We start from the raw sequence: 20,102 nt of genomic DNA, 5'->3' as shown, positions 1-20,102 counted from the left end.
AGGGAGCAACCGGAATGGGTTCGGTTCGCGTAGCCATCGTCGGCGTGGGCAACTGCGCCGCGTCGCTGGTGCAGGGAGTCGAGTACTACAAGGACGCCGACCCGGCGTCCAAGGTCCCGGGTCTGATGCACGTCCAGTTCGGCGACTACCACGTCCGTGACGTCGAGTTCGTCGCCGCTTTCGACGTGGACGCCAAGAAGGTCGGTCTCGACCTGGCGGACGCCATCGGCGCCTCGGAGAACAACACCATCAAGATCTGCGACGTGCCGTCCACCGGTGTGACGGTCCAGCGCGGCCACACCCTCGACGGTCTCGGCAAGTACTACCGCGCCACCATCGAGGAGTCCGCCGAGGCCCCGGTCGACATCGTTCAGGTCCTCAAGGACAAGCAGGTCGACGTCCTCGTCTGCTACCTGCCGGTCGGCTCCGAGGCCGCCGCGAAGTTCTACGCCCAGTGCGCCATCGACGCCAAGGTCGCCTTCGTCAACGCCCTTCCGGTCTTCATCGCCGGCACCAAGGAGTGGGCCGACAAGTTCACCGAGGCGGGTGTCCCGATCGTCGGTGACGACATCAAGTCCCAGGTCGGCGCCACCATCACGCACCGCGTCATGGCGAAGCTGTTCGAGGACCGGGGTGTCATCCTCGACCGCACGATGCAGCTGAACGTCGGCGGCAACATGGACTTCAAGAACATGCTCGAGCGCGAGCGCCTGGAGTCCAAGAAGATCTCCAAGACGCAGGCCGTCACCTCTCAGATCCCCGACCGGGATCTCGGCGAGAAGAACGTCCACATCGGCCCGTCCGACTACGTGGCCTGGCTCGACGACCGCAAGTGGGCGTACGTCCGTCTCGAGGGCCGCGCCTTCGGCGACGTTCCGCTGAACCTGGAGTACAAGCTCGAGGTCTGGGACTCCCCGAACTCCGCGGGTGTCATCATCGACGCCCTGCGCGCCGCGAAGATCGCCAAGGACCGCGGTATCGGCGGCCCGATCCTCTCCGCGTCCTCGTACTTCATGAAGTCCCCGCCGGTCCAGTACTTCGACGACCAGGCCCGGGAGAACGTCGAGAAGTTCATCAGGGGCGAGGTCGAGCGCTGACGACGGCGCCACCCCCGCGTCCGGACCGCACCACCGGTCCTCTTCGGGTCCCCGGGCCATGTGCCCGGGGACCGACGCGTGTGTGAGGCTGTGCACCATGTCCGTCGTGCGCGACCTGCGCGTCCTCCTGCGCTTCAGGGACTTCAGACGCCTTCTCGCCGTGCGTCTGCTGTCTCAAGGCGCCGATGGCGTCTACCAGGTCGCACTCGCCACCTATGTGGTCTTCTCCCCTGAGAAGCAGACCTCCGCCGGAGCGATCGCCGCCGCCATGGCCGTGCTGCTCCTGCCGTACTCCCTCGTCGGCCCCTTCGCAGGCGTGCTGCTGGATCGCTGGCGGCGCCGCCAGGTGTTCCTCTACGGCAATCTCCTGCGGACCCTGATGGCCTGTGTGACGGCCGTTCTGATGCTGGACGGTGTCCCCGACTGGCTGTTCTACGTCTCCGCGCTCTGCGTCACCGCGGTCAACCGTTTCATCCTCGCGGGACTGTCCGCGGCACTGCCCCGCGTGGTCGACGACGAGCGACTGGTGATGGCCAACTCGCTCTCCCCGACGGCCGGCACGCTCGCCGCGACGGCGGGCGGCGGACTCGCCTTCCTCGTCCGTCTGGTGGCCGCGGACTCCGACGCGGCGGTGGTGCTTCTGGGCGCAGCCCTGTATCTGGGGTCGGCCGTGGCCTCGCTGAGCCTGGCGCCGGAACGGCTGGGCCCCGACCGGGAGTCGGTGCCGCCGAGGCTCGGTACGGCTCTCGCCGACGCCACACGCGACCTGGTGGCCGGTGTGCGGCACCTCGCGGCACCACAGCGCCGGGAGGCTGCCCGGGCGCTAGTCGCGATGTCGCTGATGCGGTTCTGCTACGGCGCGCTTCTCGTCCTGGTGCTGATGCTGTGCCGGTACGCCCTGTCCTCGGACGCCGACCACGGACTGACCCTGCTGGGGCTGGCATTGGGGATCTCCGGCGCCGGGTTCTTCGCTGCCGCCGTGGTGACCCCGTGGGCGGCGGGACGGCTGGGCCCCGGCGGCTGGATCGCCGTGTGTGCCGCGGCCGCCGCGGTGCTGGAGCCCGCGCTCGGCCTTCCGTTCGCCACCGGCCCCGTGCTGGTAGCCGCCTTCGTCCTGGGGCTGATCACGCAGGGCGCGAAGATCTCCACGGACACGATCGTCCAGCACACGGTCGACGACGGCTTCCGCGGTCGGGTCTTCTCCGTCTACGACGTGCTCTTCAACGTCGCCTTCGTCGGTGCGGCAGCGGTAGCCGCCCTGATGCTGCCTCCTGACGGTCGCTCAGTCGCCTTGGTGGTCACGGTTGCCGTGGTCTACGCAGCCGTTGCTGTGGCTATGTACCGCTTTGAACGCCAGTGAGTGTCACATGAAGGCTACGGAGCCCCATCCAACTTCAGAGTTGACACTGCGGACCGGTAACTTACGGGCGTCTTACTTCGCGCCATGCGCATTCACGTTCGAGGGGGACCCCCAAAGTGACTACTCCGCCGCCCCAGGGCCCGAATCCGTACGCTCAGCAGCCCACGGCGCCCATGGGGCAGCAGCCTGGCCAGCCGAGTTTTCCGCCGCAGCAGGCCGGCTACCCCGGAGTCCCCCCGCAGGGTGCCCCGTACGCCCCGTTCCCGAACCAGGGAGCTCCGGCCCCGATACCGCCGCAGGCCGGCCCCAGCAAGCGTGGGGGCAAGAAGGCGCTCCGGATCGTCGGGATCATAGCTGTCATCGTCATCGGCGCCGCCGTCAAGTTCGGCATCGGCTTCTGGTTCAGCGAGACCGACGCGGAGACGACGTCGGTCGGCTCATGCATGCACAACGACGGTACGGACAACAACGCCGACCTCAAGGAAGTCGACTGCTCCTCCAGCGATGCCCAGTACAAGGTCGTCCAGAAGTTTGACGGCAGCAGCGACGAGAACAAGTGCCAGAACGTCAAGGACGCGTCGATCTCCTACATTCAGTCCGGCGGCGGCCACGACGTCGTGCTGTGCCTGCAGGAAACCAAGTAATACGTCGACCTAGACGGTGAAGGGGCGATGTTTCACGTGAAACATCGCCCCTTCGCATGTCCACGGGGTCATGTTTCACGTGAAACATGACCCCGCTCCCATGTCTCAGCCCTGCTCGGCCCACCACTCCTTGAGTGCGGAGACCGCAGCGTCGCGCTCCATGGGGCCGTGCTCCAGACGGAGCTCCAGCATGTGCTTGTACGCCCGGCCGACGACCGGGCCGGGACCGACACCCAGGATCTCCATGATCTCGTTGCCGTCGAGGTCGGGGCGGATCGAGTCCAGCTCCTCCTGCTCCTGGAGCTCGGCGATGCGCCGCTCCAGGCCGTCGTACGCACTGGACAGCGCGGCCGCCTTGCGCTTGTTGCGGGTCGTGCAATCCGACCTGGTGAGCTTGTGGAGGCGGTCGAGGAGAGGGCCCGCGTCGCGCACATAACGGCGTACCGCGGAGTCCGTCCACTCACCGGTGCCATAGCCATGGAAGCGCAGATGAAGCTCGACCAGGCGTGAGACGTCCTTCACCAGGTCGTTGGAGTACTTCAGCTCCGTCATCCGCTTCTTGGTCATCTTGGCGCCCACCATCTCGTGGTGGTGGAAGGAGACCCGGCCGTCCTGCTCGAACCGCCTGGTCTTCGGCTTCCCGATGTCGTGCAGCAGAGCCGCGAGCCGCAGGGTGAGGTCCGGACCGTCCTTCTCGAGTGCCATCGCCTGTTCCAGCACGATCAACGTGTGGTCGTAGACGTCCTTGTGCCGATGGTGCTCGTCACGTTCCAGTCGCAGCGCGGGAAGCTCCGGGAGGACATGGTCGGCCAGCCCGGTCTCGACCACCAGCCTCAGTCCCTTGCGGGGGTGCGAGGACAGGATCAGCTTGTTCAGCTCGTCGCGGACGCGTTCGGCGGACACGATCTCGATCCGTCCGGCCATCTCCTTCATGGCCGCCACGACCTCGGGAGCGACCTCGAAGTCGAGCTGAGCCGCGAAGCGCGCGGCCCGCATCATTCGCAGCGGATCGTCCGAGAACGAGTCCTCAGGGGTGCCGGGGGTGCGCAGCACACGGGCGGCGAGGTCTTCGAGCCCGCCATGGGGGTCGACGAACTCCTTCTCCGGCAGAGCGACGGCCATCGCGTTGACCGTGAAGTCGCGACGGACGAGGTCCTCCTCGATGGACTCGCCGTAGGACACCTCCGGTTTGCGTGAAGTCCGGTCGTAGGACTCCGACCGGTAGGTCGTCACCTCGATCTGGTAGCCGTCCTTCTGCGCGCCGACCGTTCCGAAGGCGATGCCGACGTCCCAGGTGGCATCCGCCCACGGCCGGACGATCTTCAGAACGTCCTCGGGGCGGGCGTCGGTCGTGAAGTCCAGATCATTGCCGAGCCGGCCGAGGAGGGCATCCCGCACCGAGCCGCCGACCAGGGCGAGTGAGAACCCGGCCGCGTGGAATCGGCGGGCGAGGTCGTCGGCGACAGGGGACACCCGCAGCAGTTCACTGACCGCGCGGCGCTGCACCTGACTCAGGGCACTGGGATTGTCTTCATTGGCATTCGGCACAGCAGAAAAGGGTACGTGGCCTTGGCCCGGACGGACGCCTCCATTAAACGTGCACAAGTGCCCGGCATCACACTTCCCTGAATAGGGGAACGTTTGGGACATATCAACGTCAGGTCTCGATCTTCGAGCATGGACCGCGGCACTTCCGTTCCTCGCATCTCGTTACCATGCGGGGACGCACATTCGACGACCACTGACGACGACGAGGGACGGGCGAGCGCGTGGCCGAGGCGGCAGACTTTCAGGGGATGAGTCCCTCACCTGCCCGTCGGTGGCTCCGGCGTACCGGAGCGCTGATCGCGGGCGCGCCTCTGCTGGCCGGCCTGTTGCAGCTGCCCGCCGGCCCGATGGCGCACGCCGCGGAGAAGGGCTCCCCGACGGATGCCGGCGGTTCCCGTATGGTCAGTGTCTCCCTCGACTCGCTCACCCCGAGCGCGCCGAGCGACGGCGACACGCTGACCGTCTCGGGCACGGTCACCAACAACAGCAAGCAGGCCGTCACAGGGGCCCATGTGGGACTACGGGTCAGCCCGACGCGTCTGACCAGCCGCTCGGCCATCGACGACGCCGCCGGCCGCACCGGCTTCCAGCAGAGCGCCGACGGTGCCGAGATCGGCGACAAGTACACCGAGAAGTTCGACAAGCTCCCCCCGGGCATCGCACAGGCCTTCAACATCTCCGTGCCGGTCAAAGATCTGGATCTCGGCTCCGACGGGGTCTACCAGCTCGGCGTCTCGCTTTCCGGCCAGACCTCCGCGGAGCCGTACGAGCAGGTACTCGGCATCCAGCGGACCTTCCTGCCCTGGCAGCCCGACGGCGCCGCCGTGAGGACGAAGACGACGTACTTGTGGCCGCTGATCTCCCCGGTCCACATGACCGCCGAGACGCTGCCCAACCAGCAGCAGACACCCGTGTTCCAGAACGACGACCTGGCCCAGGAGCTCTCTCCGGGCGGCCGTCTCTCCCAGCTCCTGTCGCAGGGCAGTGGCCTCGACGTCACCTGGGTGATCGACCCCGATCTTCTTGCCTCCGTCGACGCGATGACCGGCACCTACAGCGTCAAGGGCGAAAACGGCAGCGTCACGCCGGGCAAGAACCAGGGGGTCGCCAAACAGTGGCTCGCCGACCTGGAGAAGGCGGTCCAGAACAAAGAGGTCGTCGCTCTCCCCTTCGCCGACCCCGACCTCGCCTCGTTCGCGCACGACGGCAAGAACGTCACCGGCTCCCTGAGTCATCTCAAGGACGCCACGGACGTCGCGGGGAGCACTGTGGGGACCATCCTCCACGTGAAACCCGAGACGGACTTCGCCTGGCCCGTGGACGGCGCGATCGACCCGTCCATCGTCAAGGTCGCCACCTCTGCGGGCGCCGACAAGGTGATCGCCCGCAGCGACAGCCTCCAGGACAACCAGCTGTCCTACACGCCCACCGCAGCTCGCCCCATCGGCGGCGGGACGACGGCCGTGGTCGCGGACGCCGGCCTCTCCACGGCGTTCGAGGGCGACATGACCTCTGCCGGTGGCTCCACGCTCGCCGTACAAAAGTTCCTGGCCCAGAACCTGATGATCAACCTGCAGGAGCCGGACAAGGAACGCAGCATCGTCGTGGCGCCGCAGCGGATGCCGTCCGGCAGCCAGGCGCAGTCGATGGCACAGGCGCTCACGGCCCTCCAGAGCAGCCGCTGGTCGCAGTCCGCCGGGCTGTCCGAAGCGGCCAAGGTCAGGCCGGATCCGAGCGCCACGACAAAGGTGCCGTCCGCGTACCGCTACCCCTCCTCACTACGCAAGGCCGAGCTTCCGCAGTCGACCTTCCAGCAGATCGAGGACACCCAGGACAAACTCGACAACTTCAAGGTGATCCTCAGCGACCCCTCGCGGGTCGTCACTCCCTTCGGCCGCGCCATAGATCGCGCCACGTCCACCTCATGGCGCGGGCACTCCACCCAAGCGTCCGTGTTCCGCCTGGACGTGGGGTCCTACCTCGAGCTGCTCACCAACCAGGTCCGGCTGATCGACAAGTCTGAGACCAAGCTCTCGGGCCGCAGCGCCACGATCCCCGTGACCGTGCAGAACAACCTGATGCAGGGGGTCGACCACCTGGTGCTGCGGCTCACCTCGCAGCAGCCGACCCGCCTGAAGGTCGGCAACGGCCCATACTCCGAGCAGCGCATCACCGTCTCGGGCGGCCACAGCCAGTCCGTGAAGTTCACCACCACGGCCAACGCCAACGGCCGGGCCGCCGTGGTCGCCCAGCTCTTCACACAGGACGGGCAGGCGTACGGGCCCCCCATCACCTTCGATGTGAACGTCACGGAGATCACGCCCACGGTGATGCTGGTCATCGCCGGCGGTGTCCTCCTGCTGGTGCTCGCCGGATTCCGCATGTACACCCAGCGCAAGCGGATCGCCGCGCGCCAGGCCGAGGAGGAGCCCGAGGGCGGCCCGCAGGGGCCGGACGCCGACTCGGAACAGGGGGGTCTGAACAGGGGTGCGGACGGCCCCGTAGACACTGGGGACACCGACAGTTCCGCCATGGCGCCCGAACAGGAGTCGGACGCTGAGACCGGGGCAGACGCCCCGGAGCAGCCGAGTGACCCGACACCGGACACCGCACCGGAAAGCGCCGACCCGTCCGGCGCGGGTGAGAGAGTGGACCGTTGAGCGATGTCGTGGCCGGTGGGCCTGGTGACAATGAGGTGGGGTAACCATGAACGCGCCGTACGACGGTGACCGCGGCCAGAGTGCCGCGGGCAGCCAGGGCCACCCCGAGGGTCCGCCGCCGCACGAGCCCGGCCAGATGCCCTCGCAGCCGCCGGCGGACATGTACCTCCAGGACGCCTACGACCAGGACCCCTACCGCGCACAGGACCTCGCCGCCCAGGACCCGGTGACCGAAGCGCTCTACGACCGCGCCGCGCACCCCCCGCCGCCCCCCGGCAGCTACCAACCGCAGCAGCCCCTGTACGCACAGCCGTCGCCACCGCAGTACGCCCCCGACTCGCGCGTGTGGGCCCAGCCGCCCACACCGGAACCCGAGGGGCCCTCGCAGTACCTTCCGTACGGCGACGACCCCCGCACGACGCAGTTCGTGGGAGTCGACGACCTGGTCACCCGAGCCGGCGAGGAACATCACGAGCCGGACGCCTTCGCTCATCTCTTCCGTGACCAGCAGCAGGGTGGCGGCCATCCCGCCCATCCCTACATGGAGCAGCCGTCCGTGCCCGGCCCGGCTCCGGCGCAGTCCGCCCACCACAGCCCGGCGGGACAGTACCCGGGGCCCTCGTACGCTCCGCCGGCCCAGGACGCCCGGGCATACGCTCCCGTGCCTCCCTCGGCCGCCGCGCCGGTGGCGGCACCTGCCCCGGCACCGGCACCCGTGGCCGCGCCGAAGGGCGGACGGGCCTCAGGCCTGCTGAAGTCCAGCGCCGTCATGGCCGCGGGCACCATGGTCTCCCGCCTCACCGGCTTCATCCGCTCCGCGCTGATCGTGTCGGCGCTGGGCCTCGGGCTCCTGGGCGACTCGTTCCAGGTCTCCTACCAGCTCCCGACGATGATCTACATCCTCACCGTCGGCGGCGGTCTCAACTCCGTCTTCGTGCCCCAGCTCGTCCGTGCGATGAAGGAGGACGAGGACGGAGGCGAGGCGTACGCCAACCGCCTGCTGACGCTCGTCATGGTGGCACTGGGCGTGCTGACCGCACTGGCGATGCTCGGCGCACCCCTCCTGGTCCGGTTCCTGTCCGTCCCCGTGGCCAACGACCCGGCCGCCAACGACGTCGCCGTCACCTTCACCCGCTACTTCCTGCCGTCGATCTTCTTCATGGGCATCCATGTGGTGATGGGGCAGATTCTCAACGCGCGCGGGAAGTTCGGCGCGATGATGTGGACCCCGGTCCTCAACAACATCGTCATCATCGTGACGCTCGGCGCGTTCATCTGGGTCTACGGCACTGCCGCGGACTCCGGGATGACCGTCCACACCATCCCGCCGGAGGGCGAGCGGCTCCTGGGCATCGGTGTCCTGCTGGGACTGGTCGTCCAGGCCCTGGCGATGATCCCGTACCTCCGCGAGACCGGCTTCCGGCTCCGGCTGCGCTTCGACTGGAGGGGCCACGGCCTAGGCAAGGCCGCGATGCTCGCCAAGTGGACGGTCCTGTTCGTCCTCGCCAACCAGGCGGGCGCCATGGTCGTCACCCAGCTGTCCACGGCTTCGGGCAAGGCTTCCCCCGTCAAGGGCACCGGCTTCGCCGCCTACGCCAACGCCCAGCTGATCTGGGGCCTCCCTCAGGCGATCATCACCGTGTCCCTGATGGCCGCTCTGCTGCCGCGGATCTCGCGCTCGGCCGCCGAGGGCGACGACGGGGCCGTCCGGGACGACATCTCCCAGGGACTGCGCACCACCGCCGTCGCGATCGTGCCCATCGCCTTCGGGTTCCTCGCGCTCGGCATCCCCATGTGCACCTTGATCTTCGGTTCCTCCGGTATCAACGACGCGACCAACATGGGCTTCATGCTGATGGCCTTCGGACTCGGCCTGATCCCGTACTCCGTGCAGTACGTCGTGCTCCGCGCCTTCTACGCGTACGAGGACACCCGGACCCCCTTCTACAACACGGTCATCGTGGCCGTCGTGAACGCAGGCGCCTCGGCGGTCTGCTACTTCGTGCTCCCGGCCCGCTGGGCCGTGGTCGGGATGGCGGCCTCCTACGGCCTGGCGTACGCGATCGGTGTCGGCGTCGCCTGGGCCCGGCTGCGCAACCGACTGGACGGCGACCTGGACGGCTCGCGGGTGGTGCGTACGTACGCACGGCTGGGGATCGCCTCGGTGCCGGCCGCTCTGCTGAGCGGTGCGGCCTGCTACGAAATCGGCCACACGCTGGGCCAGGGCGTGGGCGGCTCGCTCGCCGCCCTGGTGTGCGGTGGCGCACTGCTTCTCGGTGTCTTCTACGTCGCCGCACGGAAGATGCGCATCGAGGAACTCAACTCAATGGTCGGCATGATCCGCGGGCGTCTCGGGCGCTGAGGCGGGGGTAGGCGCACAACCATCGCCCGCTGCTGTGTGTCGTGCATAGCGACGGAGTGTGGGCACAATTGGTTTCTGCGTCGGTCAGCGCGCAACGGATGGGGAGGCAGGAACGACGGTGGCGGAACGGAGCACGGCTGCCGTCGACGTGGCAGACAACAGCGGTGACGAGCCGCTGACCGCCAAGGCGGACCAGACCACGTCCGACGGGGTGGCCCAGGACCGGGAGCGGGATACGGACGGCGACGAGGCACAGGGGAGTGGCGGGACCGAGGGTCCCGGAAAGGCTTCGTCTCCCGAGTTGCACAGCGGCCACAAACTCGCCAGACGCTACCGCCTCGAAGAGTGCGTCACCCGTCTGGACGGATTCAGTAGTTGGCGTGCGGTGGACGAGAAACTCCGGCGTGCTGTCGGCGTTCACATCCTGCCGGCGGACCACGTACGGGCGCGTTCCGTGCTGGCCGCGGCACGCTCCTCAGCACTGCTCGGCGACCCCCGCTTTGTGCAGGTCCTGGACGCCGTCGAGGAGAACGACGTCGTCTATGTCGTGCACGAGTGGCTGCCCGACGCCGCCGAGCTGACCACCCTGCTCGCCTCCGGGCCACTGGAAGCGCACGACGCCTACCAGATGGTCACGCAGGTCACCCAGGCGATGGCCGCCGCCCACCGTGAGGGCCTGGCTCATCTGCGCCTGAACCCGGGCACCATCCTGCGGACCTCCTCCGGCCAGTGGCGCATCCGCGGTCTCGCGGTGAACGCGGCGCTGCGCGGCATCGGCTCCGACACCCCGCAGCGCACCGACACCGAGGCCATCGGCGCGCTCCTGTACGCCGCCCTCACCCAGCGCTGGCCCTACGAGGACGACGCCTACGGACTGTCCGGGCTGCCCAAGGGCGTTGGCCTGATCGCGCCCGACCAGGTGCGCGCAGGCGTACACCGCGGTCTGTCCGAGCTCTCCATGCGTGCGCTGGTCAATGACGGTGCCACCGCCTCCCGGCACGAGTCTCCGTGCACCACGCCGGAGGAGCTGGTGAAGGCGATCGGCGAGATGCCCCGCATCCGGCCACCGGAGCCGGCGTTCACCGCGCCGCCCGAGTACCAGCGCACGACGTACCAGCAGGGCACCTACGGCCGCCCCTCGACGCATCCGGGCGCCACCGCACCCGTTCCGGCCCCGCCGCCCCCGCTGCAGAGCCCCACCGGCAAGGCGCTCAAGTGGGTCGTGTCCGCCTTGCTGATCGCCGCCTTGGGGCTGGGGAGCTGGCAGCTGGCGGAAGCGCTCATGGACCACGGCGAGAAGTCCAACGACACGCACCAGACGCAGACGACGGACGGGAACGACAAGAACGGCGGCAGCCCGGCCAAGCCGGTCAGGACTCTCAAGATCCAAGGCGCTCAGGAGTTCGTGGCCAAGGGCGACGCCCAGCACCCCCAGGACGTCGGCAAGACGTACGACGGCGACAGCTCGACGTACTGGAAGAGCAACACCTTCATAGAAGGTCCCGCGCTCGCTCCGTACAAGCCGGGCGTGGGCATCGTCTACGACCTCGGCTCGGCTCAGGAACCCGCCAAGGCGACCATCGGGCTCCGCTACGCAGGCGATCACACGACGGTCGACCTGTACACAGCCGACTCGCTGACACCGGCCTCGATGGACTCGATGCGGAAGATCGGTTCCGTCACGACGAGCGGCACCACCGCCACGGTGAAGGTCGCCGCATCGGCGAAGACGCGGTACGTCCTCGTCTGGATCACCGCTGTGCCGTACTCGGGAAGGGATGCGAGCGCCTACAGCGACCCGGGCTACAAGCAGGCCATCACCGAAGTGAAGTTCACGGGCTGACGCCCACGTCGAAGGCAGGGAGCGATCAACGCCTCTGTTGCCCGAGACTCGGCTCCTGGGTGGTCTCGCAGGACACCCAGGGGCGCGACCGGTACCGCACGGCTTGGAGGGCTCGCCGAGGTTTCGGTAGGCCCTCAGCCAATTCATGGAGGCGTCGGGGGCATAGTCGGGAAGATCCGGCACCACCGCGTTGACCGTCCTGACTCTGTGGCATCCTGTTGGTCAGTTTCCGAGTCGGGTAACAGCGTCACGGTTGCCTCCCCTAGGGAGTCGGGGGAAATGCGTGGATAGCGGGCGGGGCCAAGCCGATCTCTCAGATTCCGATCTCCTCGCCCGTCATGTCGACGGCGATCCCGACGCCTTCGGCGAGCTCGTGCGCCGGCACCGCGACCGACTCTGGGCCGTCGCTCTGAGGACGCTCGGGGACCGCGAGGAAGCCGCCGACGCCGTTCAGGACGCCCTCGTCTCCGCCTACCGGGCCGCCCACACTTTTCGCGGCCAGTCGGCCGTCACCACGTGGCTGCACCGGATCACGGTGAACGCCTGCCTCGATCGCGCCCGCAAGGCGGCCTCCAGGAAGACCTCGCCGGTCGATGACACAGAGCGGCTGGAGCAGCTCCTGGAACCGCATGAATCGGCGTCCGCTCCGGCCGAGCGCAATGATCTGCACCGCGAGCTGCTGGAAGCCCTGGGGACCCTGCCGGCAGATCAGCGGGCTGCGCTTGTCCTGGTGGACATGCAGGGGTATCCGGTCGCGGAGGCCGCCCGCATCCTCGATGTGCCGACCGGGACGGTGAAGAGCCGCTGCGCCCGCGGCAGAGCCAGACTGCTGCCGCTGCTCACCCATCTCCGGGCGGAGAGTGGCGGCGGGGCCGGCAAGAAGTCGGCCGGTGGACGGAACCGCGCGGAGGGGACGTCCGTCCCACCCGCAGCAGAACCACAGGATGCAGGGCCAAGCGATTCAGCTGCTGTGAAGGGCGGAGGTGGGCGAGCGTGACATCCACGACCGGCACAGCCGGACACCCGGAAGTCGAAGAGCTTTCCGACCTCAGTGAAGGTGTTCTCCCGCCTTCCAGGAGCGCGGACGTACGGCGGCACCTCAACGACTGCGCCCTCTGCCGCGACGTGTACGCCTCCCTCGAGGAGATCCGCGGTCTCCTGGGCACGTTGCCCGGACCCGAGCGGATGCCGGACGACGTGGCTGGGCGCATTGACGCGGCACTCGCCGCGGAGGCTCTGCTCGACGCGACGGCGCCCGACACCACGGAGGGTCCCTCTCCAGATACTGCCGACGCTGATGTTTCACGTGAAACATCGGCCTCTTCCCGGACCGCCCGTCCGCCGGGTCACGGTCGTGCCACCACCGGGCCCGGTCGCATCAAGCGCTCTCGTCGCGGCCGCCCCAGGACTGTGGCTCTGGCAGCCGTCTTCACAGCGGCCGCTGTGGGACTGGGGACCCTACTGGTGCAGACGCTGTTCGACGACTCCGGAAAGGTTCCGCAGGCGACCCCTCAGGCGCACACCGACGCGGCACATACCTACGCCGAGGGCACCCTGCAGAGCCAGGTGGCGAACATGCTCGCCGGGAGGAAGAAGACGAGAGACGGCCGGTCCGGCAGCTCCAAGCCGTTCGGCCTCGAGTCCGACGGCGGCATGACGGAGTCGTCCGGCATGCAGCCGAACACGACGCTCCAGGACACCACCGTCAGCGTCCCGGAGTGCATCGAGCGGGCCGTACCGACGAATCTGGCCGTGCTCGCCGCCGACACGGGTGTCTTCCAGGGCATCGCGGTCTATCTCGTGGTCACTCCCAACGCCACCGACAGCGACAAGGTCACTGCGTACATCGTCGACGCCGCGTGCGTGAAGCAGGTGCCTGTGTCGCCCGGCAAGGTGCTGCTGTCCCACTCCTACGCCCGCTCCTGAGCTCTTGCCGTCTCGCTCGCCCGCCCGCTCCTGAGGCGTTCCGGCCGCCTGGCCGGAGCCCAGGTACCGCTTGGCATCTGTGTGCGGAGCCCTCTCCTCGTGTGCCCGGGCACACCGGGAATGCGGGCCCCTTAGGATCCGTTGGGTGGGGTGAGAGTACTGAGAGAGCCTCCACGAGTAGCAGCAGTCTCGAGAGACGAGGAACCAAGCCGTGAGCGACGTCCGTAACGTGATCATCATCGGCTCTGGGCCCGCCGGCTATACGGCGGCGCTCTACACCGCCCGTGCGTCGCTGAAGCCCCTGGTGTTCGAGGGCGCTGTCACTGCCGGCGGTGCGCTGATGAACACCACCGACGTGGAGAACTTCCCCGGCTTCCAGGACGGCATCATGGGCCCTGAGCTCATGGACAACATGCGCGCGCAGGCCGAGCGCTTCGGTGCCGAACTCGTCCCGGACGACGTTGTCTCCGTCGACCTCAGCGGTGAGATCAAGACCGTCACGGACACCGCCGGTACGGTGCACAAGGCAAAGTCCGTCATCGTCGCCACCGGCTCTCAGCACCGCAAGCTGGGTCTGCCGAACGAGGACGCCCTCTCCGGGCGCGGCGTCTCCTGGTGCGCCACCTGTGACGGCTTCTTCTTCAAGGACCAGGACATCGCCGTGATCGGCGGCGGCGACACCGCCATGGAGGAGGCCACCTTCCTCTCCCGATTCGCCAAGTCCGTGACGATCGTCCACCGTCGGGACACCCTGCGGGCGTCCAAGGCGATGCAGGACCGTGCCTTCGCTGACCCGAAGATCAAGTTTGTCTGGGACAGCGAGGTCGCCGAGATCAAGGGCGACCCGAAGCTGGAAAGCCTGACGCTGCGCAACCTGAAGACCGGAGAACTCAGCGAGCTGCCGGTGACCGGTCTGTTCATCGCGATCGGGCACGACCCTCGCACTGAACTCTTCAAGGGCCAGCTCAACCTTGACGAGGAGGGCTACCTCAAGGTGGACGCCCCCTCTACCCGGACCAACCTGACCGGTGTCTTCGGCGCCGGCGACGTAGTCGACCACACCTACCGCCAGGCGATCACGGCGGCCGGTACCGGTTGCTCCGCCGCCCTCGACGCCGAGCGCTTCCTCTCCGCTCTGGCGGACAGCGAGCAGCAGGCCGAGCCTGAGAAGACCACCGTCTGACCCCCTTCCGCCCCACCGCATCACCAAGTTAAGGAGCCCGCCGTGGCCGGCACCCTGAAGAATGTGACCGACGACTCCTTCGACCAGGACGTCCTCAAGAGCGACAAGCCCGTCCTGGTGGACTTCTGGGCCGCCTGGTGCGGTCCCTGCCGCCAGATCGCGCCGTCGCTCGAGTCGATCGCCGCCGAGTACGGCGACAAGATCGAGGTCGTCAAGCTCAACATCGACGAGAACCCGGCCACTGCCGCCAAGTACGGTGTCATGTCGATCCCGACCCTGAACGTCTACCAGGGCGGCGAGGTCGCCAAGACGATCGTCGGCGCCAAGCCGAAGGCCGCGCTCGTCCGCGACCTTGAGGACTTCATCGCCGAGTAAGACGGCGGGCGCCGCTGAACCAGAGCGGCGATGTTTCACGTGAAACACGAATGGGCCAGCCCTCCGGGGCTGGCCCATTCGCATGGCGCAGGTACAAGGATGTTGAAGCAGAGGAGGAGCAGCGTCGGTCACAGCGGCCGCAGGGCCGGCTCCTTCTGAACGGCTCCCAGAAGGCGGTCCAGTGCCAGCTCCACATCTTCCTTCCACGACAGCGTCGTGCGCAGCTCCAGCCGAAGCCGGGGGTACGTCGGATGCGGACGCACCGTCTTGAAGCCCACCGCCAGGAGATGGTCGGCAGGCAGAAGACAGGCCGGCTCCTTCCAGCGGGCATCGCCGAACGCCTCGATCGCCTTGAAGCCACGCCGCAGCAGATCCTTGGCGACTGTCTGGACCATCACACGGCCCAGGCCCTGGCCCTGGTAGCCGGGCATGATGAAGGCGGTGATCAGCTGGACCGCATCCGGCGACACAGGGCTGGTGGGGAAAGCGGAGGAACGTGGGACGTAGGCCGGTGGCGCGTACAGCACAAAACCCACGGGTACCTCGTCCACGTACACCACTCGGCCGCACGACCCCCAGTCCAGCAGGACGGCGGAGATCCACGCTTCCTTCTCGAGCGCGGACGTCCCGGTCCTTACCGCGGCTTCACCACTGACGGGGTCGAGTTCCCAGAAGACGCACGACCGGCAGCGGTTGGGAAGGTCCTGAAGGTTGTCCAGCGTGAGCGGTACGAGCCGACGGCCCATGAAGCCTGTTCCTCGCTTCCTTCGCCCGCAGCGCCGCGGGCGGCTGTCAGAGTGCCCCGCTCCATGAGCAGGCTGCCGACGAACCCGCCGACCGCTCCCAGGCCCAGGCCTGCGGTCATCAGTCCGGTGCGGCTCATGGTTCGCATGACCCCGCCTCCCCGATGAAGGTGTCGCCAGGTGGATGCGCCATACCCGAACGCATCGTATCCATGATGCGATTCCATCGATACCGCCTGAAAGCAAAGAGCGGGCCGTGTCCGGTACACACCGGACACGGCCCGCTCTGATGGTCGGGCGCTTCCTATCTCGTCATCCGGCGCCTCAGCTCTCCGGCACCTCGGCGTGCTCGAGGTCCTCGGAGTGCTCAGTTTCGTCGGAGTCCTCGGCGAACTCGGAGTCACCGTCCACATGGTTCGGCTGGAAGACCGGTCCTTCGCCCGGTGCAAGCGTGCCCAGGATCCGCTCGAGGTCGTCTATTGACGCGAACTCGACGGTGATCTTGCCCTTCTTCTGTCCGAGGTCGACCTTCACCCGGGTCTCGAAGCGGTCCGAGAGCCGGGTCGCCAGCTCACTGAGCGCCGGAGAGACCCGAGTGCCGGCGCGCGGTCCCTTGGAGCGTGGGGCGCTCTGCGGCCGTGATCCCATGAGGGTGACGATCTCCTCGACGGCTCGCACGGACAGCCCCTCCGCCACGATCCGGTGGGCCAGCCGGTCCTGCTCCTCCGAGTCCTCGACGGACAGCAGGGCGCGCGCATGCCCTGCGGACAGTACCCCGGCGGCAACCCGCCGCTGGACCGCCGGCGACAGCTTCAGCAGTCGAAGAGTGTTGGAGACCTGAGGGCGGGACCGGCCGATACGGTCCGCCAGCTGATCGTGGGTGCAGTTGAAGTCCTTGAGGAGCTGGTCGTAGGCGGCTGCCTCTTCCAGCGGATTCAGCTGGGCACGGTGCAGGTTCTCCAGGAGGGCGTCCAGGAGGAGCTTATCGTCGTCCGTGGCTCGCACGATCGCCGGGATGAGGTCAAGACCGGCTTCCCGGCAGGCCCTCCAGCGCCGCTCGCCCATGATGAGCTCATAGCGTGACGGGCCGGTCTGCCGCACCACGATGGGCTGGAGGAGCCCCACTTCCTGGATGGAAGTGATGAGTTCGGCGAGCGCATCTTCGTCGAACACTTCACGGGGCTGCCGCGGGTTCGGGCTGATGAAGTCCAGGGGCAGCTCGGCGAAGTGGGCGCCAAGCGGAGTCGCGGGCGTCTCCATGACCTCGCTCGTCGGCTGTTCCTCGGTCTCCTGTGAAACCGCCGGAAGTGTGGCCAGCCTTGCGGCTGCCACCCCTCGATCCGTCGTCAGCACGGGGGACGTTGCGGGGGAGCTGGGTGCACCGCCCGGAGCCACCGTCTTCTCCCCTGCCGGGGTCGGGGCAGCCGGGATCAGTGCACCGAGACCACGACCCAACCCCCTCCGTCGCTCGCTCACTGGATCCCCTCCACCATGTTCTGTTCCGTCTGGGTGCCGACATGGGCCTGCTGCGCGTCGTAGTGGATGCCCACACCCCTCAGCGCGATCTCACGTGCCGCCTCAAGATAGGAGAGGGCACCGCTCGAACCTGGATCGTAGGTCAACACCGTCTGTCCGTAGCTAGGCGCCTCGGAGATGCGGACCGAGCGCGGAATACTCGTCCTCAGCACCTCATCACCGAAGTGGGTGCGCACCTCTTCCGCTACCTGGGACGCAAGGCGTGTCCGTCCGTCGTACATGGTGAGCAGGATGGTCGACACATGCAAGGCCGGGTTCAGATGACCCCGTACCAGGTCGACGTTGCGCAGCAGTTGGCCCAGGCCCTCCAGTGCGTAGTACTCGCACTGGATCGGGATGAGCACTTCCTGTCCGGCGACCAGCGCATTGACAGTCAGAAGACCGAGCGAGGGCGGGCAGTCGATGAGGACGTAGTCCAGTGGCTGCTCGTAGGACTGAATCGCTCGCTCCAGCCGGCTCTCCCGGGCCACCAGGGACACCAGCTCGATCTCCGCACCGGCGAGATCGATCGTGGCGGGTGCACAGAAGAGACCCTCGACATCGGGGACTGGCTGGACGACCTCCGAGAGCGGCTTGCTCTCGACCAATACGTCATAGATGGAGGGAACTTCGGCGTGATGGTCGATCCCCAGCGCCGTGGAGGCATTGCCCTGAGGATCGAGATCGATCACCAGGACGCGGCCGCCGTGCAGGGCGAGAGAAGCGGCGAGATTGACCGTCGTCGTGGTCTTGCCCACCCCACCCTTCTGGTTGGCAACCACGATGACCCGGGTCTGTTCGGGCCGCGGTAGTCCCTCGCCGGCGCGCCCTAGTGCCTCCACCGCAAGTTGGGCAGCACGGCCGATGGGAGTGTCGTCCATCGGGGGCGGTGTTTCACGTGAAACATCCTCCCCCATCGACTCGGTACGGGGACCAGGGACCGGATCGGTCATCGGTCCCGCGATGTTGGCGTCGGACCGCAAGGATTCACTCTCCTCGACTTCAGGCTCGCTATGAACAGAGCCTCCCATGCCTTCGGGGTCGTGAACCAGTGAGGTCTGGTCTTCTGTGGAGAAATCCACCTCTGTGGACAACGCCACGCCCTCCACGGTGGACGAAATGCCGTTTGTGGGCGATTTACTGAGGGACCCAAGGGGCTTGCGGTCCCGGGGCTCGGCCGCGGCCCGACCGCGACTGATGATGCCGTGCAGCAGTGAGCGACGTTTCACGTGAAACACGATGACAACAATTTGCCCTTTTTGTGAGCGACACTCCGCCGAGGAACCCCTCTTGAGGAGGGCGTTCGTCACCTGCGGCACTGGGGGCGGCCCGCTCCCCTCTCCCGCCGGATGCCCCTAGAAGCCACGTAAAGGGCCCATAGGCGGAGCCGGAGGTGCCCTCCCATCGCGGGGAGGGCACCTCCGGCTCTATGTGCGACGCAGCGCCGTCAGCGGCGCCGTCGGGTGCGTCCCGTGCGTGCGGCCTTAGCCCGCTTGGCCGCGAACCGAACGCCACCAGGGCTCTCTCCGACCTCCACCCGCACCACAGTCGACGGGGGATCCACCACACCCTCACCGACATGCAGGATCGACGTCTCCACGGCGCCGAGCTTGCTCAGCGCCGTGGACGCGCTCTTCAACTCCTCCTCCGCGGTATCGCCCTTGAGTGCGAGCATCTCCCCGTAGGGACGCAGCAGCGGAATGCCCCAGGTGGCCAGTCGGTCCAGTGGGGCCACGGCGCGCGCCGTCACCACATGAACCGGCGGCAGCTTACCCATGACCTCCTCGGCCCGGCCGCGGACAACGGTCACATGATCTAGGCCCAGGAGTTCGACGACCTCCGTGAGGAAATTGGTCCGCCGCAGCAACGGCTCAAGCAGAGTGATCTTCAGGTCGTCCCGTACGAGGGCAAGGGGGATACCGGGCAGTCCGGCGCCGGAGCCCACATCGCACACGGTCACCCCCTCGGGCACGACCTCCGAGAGCACCGCACAGTTCAGCAGGTGTCGCTCCCACAGCCGCGGCACTTCCCGTGGGCCGATCAGACCGCGCTGCACACCCGCCTCGGCGAGCAGCTCCGCGTAGCGGACCGCGTCCGCGAAGCGATCACCGAACACCTCCCGTGCCTGCTCGGGCACAGGGGGAAGCTCTGCTGCCTCCGTCACGGGACCGTCCTTCCGTACCGCATGAGCGCACTGGGCGCCGTCCACCAGGACTATCAGGGAACTACCTACCGGCTGCCTCAAGCGCAGCCGTGAGGGACTACAAGGCTGACAAAGTTCGGCCCCGTCTGCGTAACAGACGGGGCCGGGGAGACGTACGGACCGAATCAGGCGGGCAGCACGACGACGAAGCGCTCGGGCTCCTCGCCCTCCGACTCGCTGCTCAAGCCGGCGGCCTTCACCGCGTCGTGCACGACCTTGCGCTCGAACGGCGTCATCGGCTTGAGCTTCACGGGCTCCCCGCTGCTCTTGGCCTCCGCCGCCGCCTTGGCACCGATCTCCAGGAGTTCCGCACGCTTCTGGGCGCGGTAGCCCGCGATGTCCAGCATCAGCCGGCTACGGTCCCCGGTCTCCCGGTGCACGGCCAGGCGCGTGAGCTCCTGGAGCGCTTCCAGCACCTCACCGTCGCGGCCGACCAGCTTCTGCAGCTCGCGGCTGCCCGCATCGCTGATGATCGACACGGACGCACGGTCGGCCTCAACGTCCATGTCGATGTCGCCGTCGAGATCGGCGATGTCCAGCAGGCCCTCGAGGTAGTCCGCCGCGATCTCGCCCTCCTGCTCCAGGCGGGTCAGGGTGTCTGCACCCTCGGCAGCGGCGGAGGTGGTGCCTTCCGTCACGGGAT

Annotated in this window: 16 protein-coding genes; 10 read left to right on the top strand and 6 right to left on the bottom strand. The window is 67.8% G+C overall.

Annotated features, from left to right (window positions below):
• The first annotated feature begins 14 nt into the window (after window positions 1-14).
• The 3 genes from ACWDA7_RS03515 to ACWDA7_RS03505 all read left to right on the top strand — a co-directional run bounded on the left by ACWDA7_RS03515 (window position 15) and on the right by ACWDA7_RS03505 (window position 3,101).
• A complete protein-coding gene (locus ACWDA7_RS03515; RefSeq protein ID WP_359390550.1) occupies window positions 15-1,097 on the top strand; it encodes an inositol-3-phosphate synthase in 1,083 nt (360 codons plus the stop codon).
• 97 nt (window positions 1,098-1,194) lie between these two features.
• Window positions 1,195-2,457: an MFS transporter gene (locus ACWDA7_RS03510; RefSeq protein WP_450602551.1), complete on the top strand. Its 1,263-nt coding sequence runs from the start codon at window positions 1,195-1,197 to the stop codon at window positions 2,455-2,457.
• Window positions 2,458-2,573: 116 nt separating this feature from the next.
• Window positions 2,574-3,101, top strand: coding sequence for an LppU/SCO3897 family protein (locus ACWDA7_RS03505; RefSeq protein ID WP_450602550.1), 528 nt, complete (start codon window positions 2,574-2,576; stop codon window positions 3,099-3,101).
• Window positions 3,102-3,206: 105 nt separating this feature from the next.
• On the opposite strand, the gene ACWDA7_RS03500 is transcribed toward ACWDA7_RS03505, so the two are convergent.
• Complete coding sequence (locus tag ACWDA7_RS03500) at window positions 3,207-4,649, bottom strand: CCA tRNA nucleotidyltransferase (RefSeq protein WP_450602549.1); 1,443 nt, start codon at window positions 4,647-4,649, stop codon at window positions 3,207-3,209.
• 221 nt (window positions 4,650-4,870) lie between these two features.
• Between ACWDA7_RS03500 and ACWDA7_RS03495 the strand changes: the two genes are divergently transcribed.
• From ACWDA7_RS03495 to trxA, 7 genes are all read left to right on the top strand, one after another.
• On the top strand, window positions 4,871-7,309 hold the full coding sequence (locus ACWDA7_RS03495) for a DUF6049 family protein (RefSeq protein WP_450602548.1): 2,439 nt from the start codon (window positions 4,871-4,873) through the stop codon (window positions 7,307-7,309).
• Window positions 7,310-7,355: 46 nt separating this feature from the next.
• On the top strand, window positions 7,356-9,671 hold the full coding sequence (gene murJ / locus ACWDA7_RS03490) for a murein biosynthesis integral membrane protein MurJ (RefSeq protein WP_450602547.1): 2,316 nt from the start codon (window positions 7,356-7,358) through the stop codon (window positions 9,669-9,671).
• Between the two features lie 118 nt (window positions 9,672-9,789).
• A complete protein-coding gene (locus ACWDA7_RS03485; protein WP_450602546.1) occupies window positions 9,790-11,514 on the top strand; it encodes a protein kinase family protein in 1,725 nt (574 codons plus the stop codon).
• Window positions 11,515-11,797: 283 nt separating this feature from the next.
• Window positions 11,798-12,511: an RNA polymerase sigma factor SigM gene (gene sigM, locus ACWDA7_RS03480; RefSeq protein ID WP_450602544.1), complete on the top strand. Its 714-nt coding sequence runs from the start codon at window positions 11,798-11,800 to the stop codon at window positions 12,509-12,511.
• Between the two features lie 446 nt (window positions 12,512-12,957).
• A complete protein-coding gene (locus tag ACWDA7_RS03475; RefSeq protein WP_450602543.1) occupies window positions 12,958-13,440 on the top strand; it encodes a hypothetical protein in 483 nt (160 codons plus the stop codon).
• Window positions 13,441-13,651: 211 nt separating this feature from the next.
• A complete protein-coding gene (trxB, locus tag ACWDA7_RS03470; RefSeq protein ID WP_450602542.1) occupies window positions 13,652-14,623 on the top strand; it encodes a thioredoxin-disulfide reductase in 972 nt (323 codons plus the stop codon).
• A gap of 42 nt (window positions 14,624-14,665) precedes the next feature.
• Window positions 14,666-14,998, top strand: coding sequence for a thioredoxin (gene trxA / locus ACWDA7_RS03465; RefSeq protein WP_359390522.1), 333 nt, complete (start codon window positions 14,666-14,668; stop codon window positions 14,996-14,998).
• Window positions 14,999-15,126: 128 nt separating this feature from the next.
• Here the strand turns inward: trxA and ACWDA7_RS03460 are convergent, their stop codons facing one another.
• The 5 genes from ACWDA7_RS03460 to ACWDA7_RS03440 form a co-directional block, all read right to left on the bottom strand.
• Entirely contained in the window at window positions 15,127-15,744 is a 618-nt protein-coding gene (locus ACWDA7_RS03460) for a GNAT family N-acetyltransferase (RefSeq protein ID WP_450602541.1), read from the bottom strand.
• 321 nt (window positions 15,745-16,065) lie between these two features.
• A complete protein-coding gene (locus ACWDA7_RS03455) occupies window positions 16,066-17,217 on the bottom strand; it encodes a ParB/RepB/Spo0J family partition protein (RefSeq protein ID WP_450602540.1) in 1,152 nt (383 codons plus the stop codon).
• Entirely contained in the window at window positions 17,214-18,287 is a 1,074-nt protein-coding gene (locus ACWDA7_RS03450; RefSeq protein WP_450602643.1) for a ParA family protein, read from the bottom strand. The genes ACWDA7_RS03455 and ACWDA7_RS03450 overlap by 4 nt, the downstream gene beginning before the upstream one ends.
• Before the next feature lie 416 nt (window positions 18,288-18,703).
• A complete protein-coding gene (rsmG, locus tag ACWDA7_RS03445; protein WP_450602539.1) occupies window positions 18,704-19,420 on the bottom strand; it encodes a 16S rRNA (guanine(527)-N(7))-methyltransferase RsmG in 717 nt (238 codons plus the stop codon).
• 164 nt (window positions 19,421-19,584) lie between these two features.
• Window positions 19,585-20,097 (bottom strand): Jag family protein, encoded by a 513-nt coding sequence (locus ACWDA7_RS03440; protein WP_359390510.1) that lies wholly within the window; start codon window positions 20,095-20,097, stop codon window positions 19,585-19,587.
• Window positions 20,098-20,102: the final 5 nt, after the last annotated feature.

This window comes from Streptomyces sp. NPDC001156 (genome assembly GCF_053598275.1).
This window is presented reverse-complemented; position numbering and strand designations above follow the sequence as displayed.

Coding starts and splice junctions, on each gene's coding strand:
- ACWDA7_RS03515 (WP_359390550.1), top strand. CDS start 15: ATGGGTTCGGTTCGCGTAGCCATCGTCGGCGTGGGCAACTGCGCCGCG.
- ACWDA7_RS03510 (WP_450602551.1), top strand. CDS start 1,195: ATGTCCGTCGTGCGCGACCTGCGCGTCCTCCTGCGCTTCAGGGACTTC.
- murJ (WP_450602547.1), top strand. CDS start 7,356: ATGAACGCGCCGTACGACGGTGACCGCGGCCAGAGTGCCGCGGGCAGC.
- ACWDA7_RS03460 (WP_450602541.1), bottom strand. CDS start 15,744: ATGGGCCGTCGGCTCGTACCGCTCACGCTGGACAACCTTCAGGACCTT.
- ACWDA7_RS03450 (WP_450602643.1), bottom strand. CDS start 18,287: ATGGGAGGCTCTGTTCATAGCGAGCCTGAAGTCGAGGAGAGTGAATCC.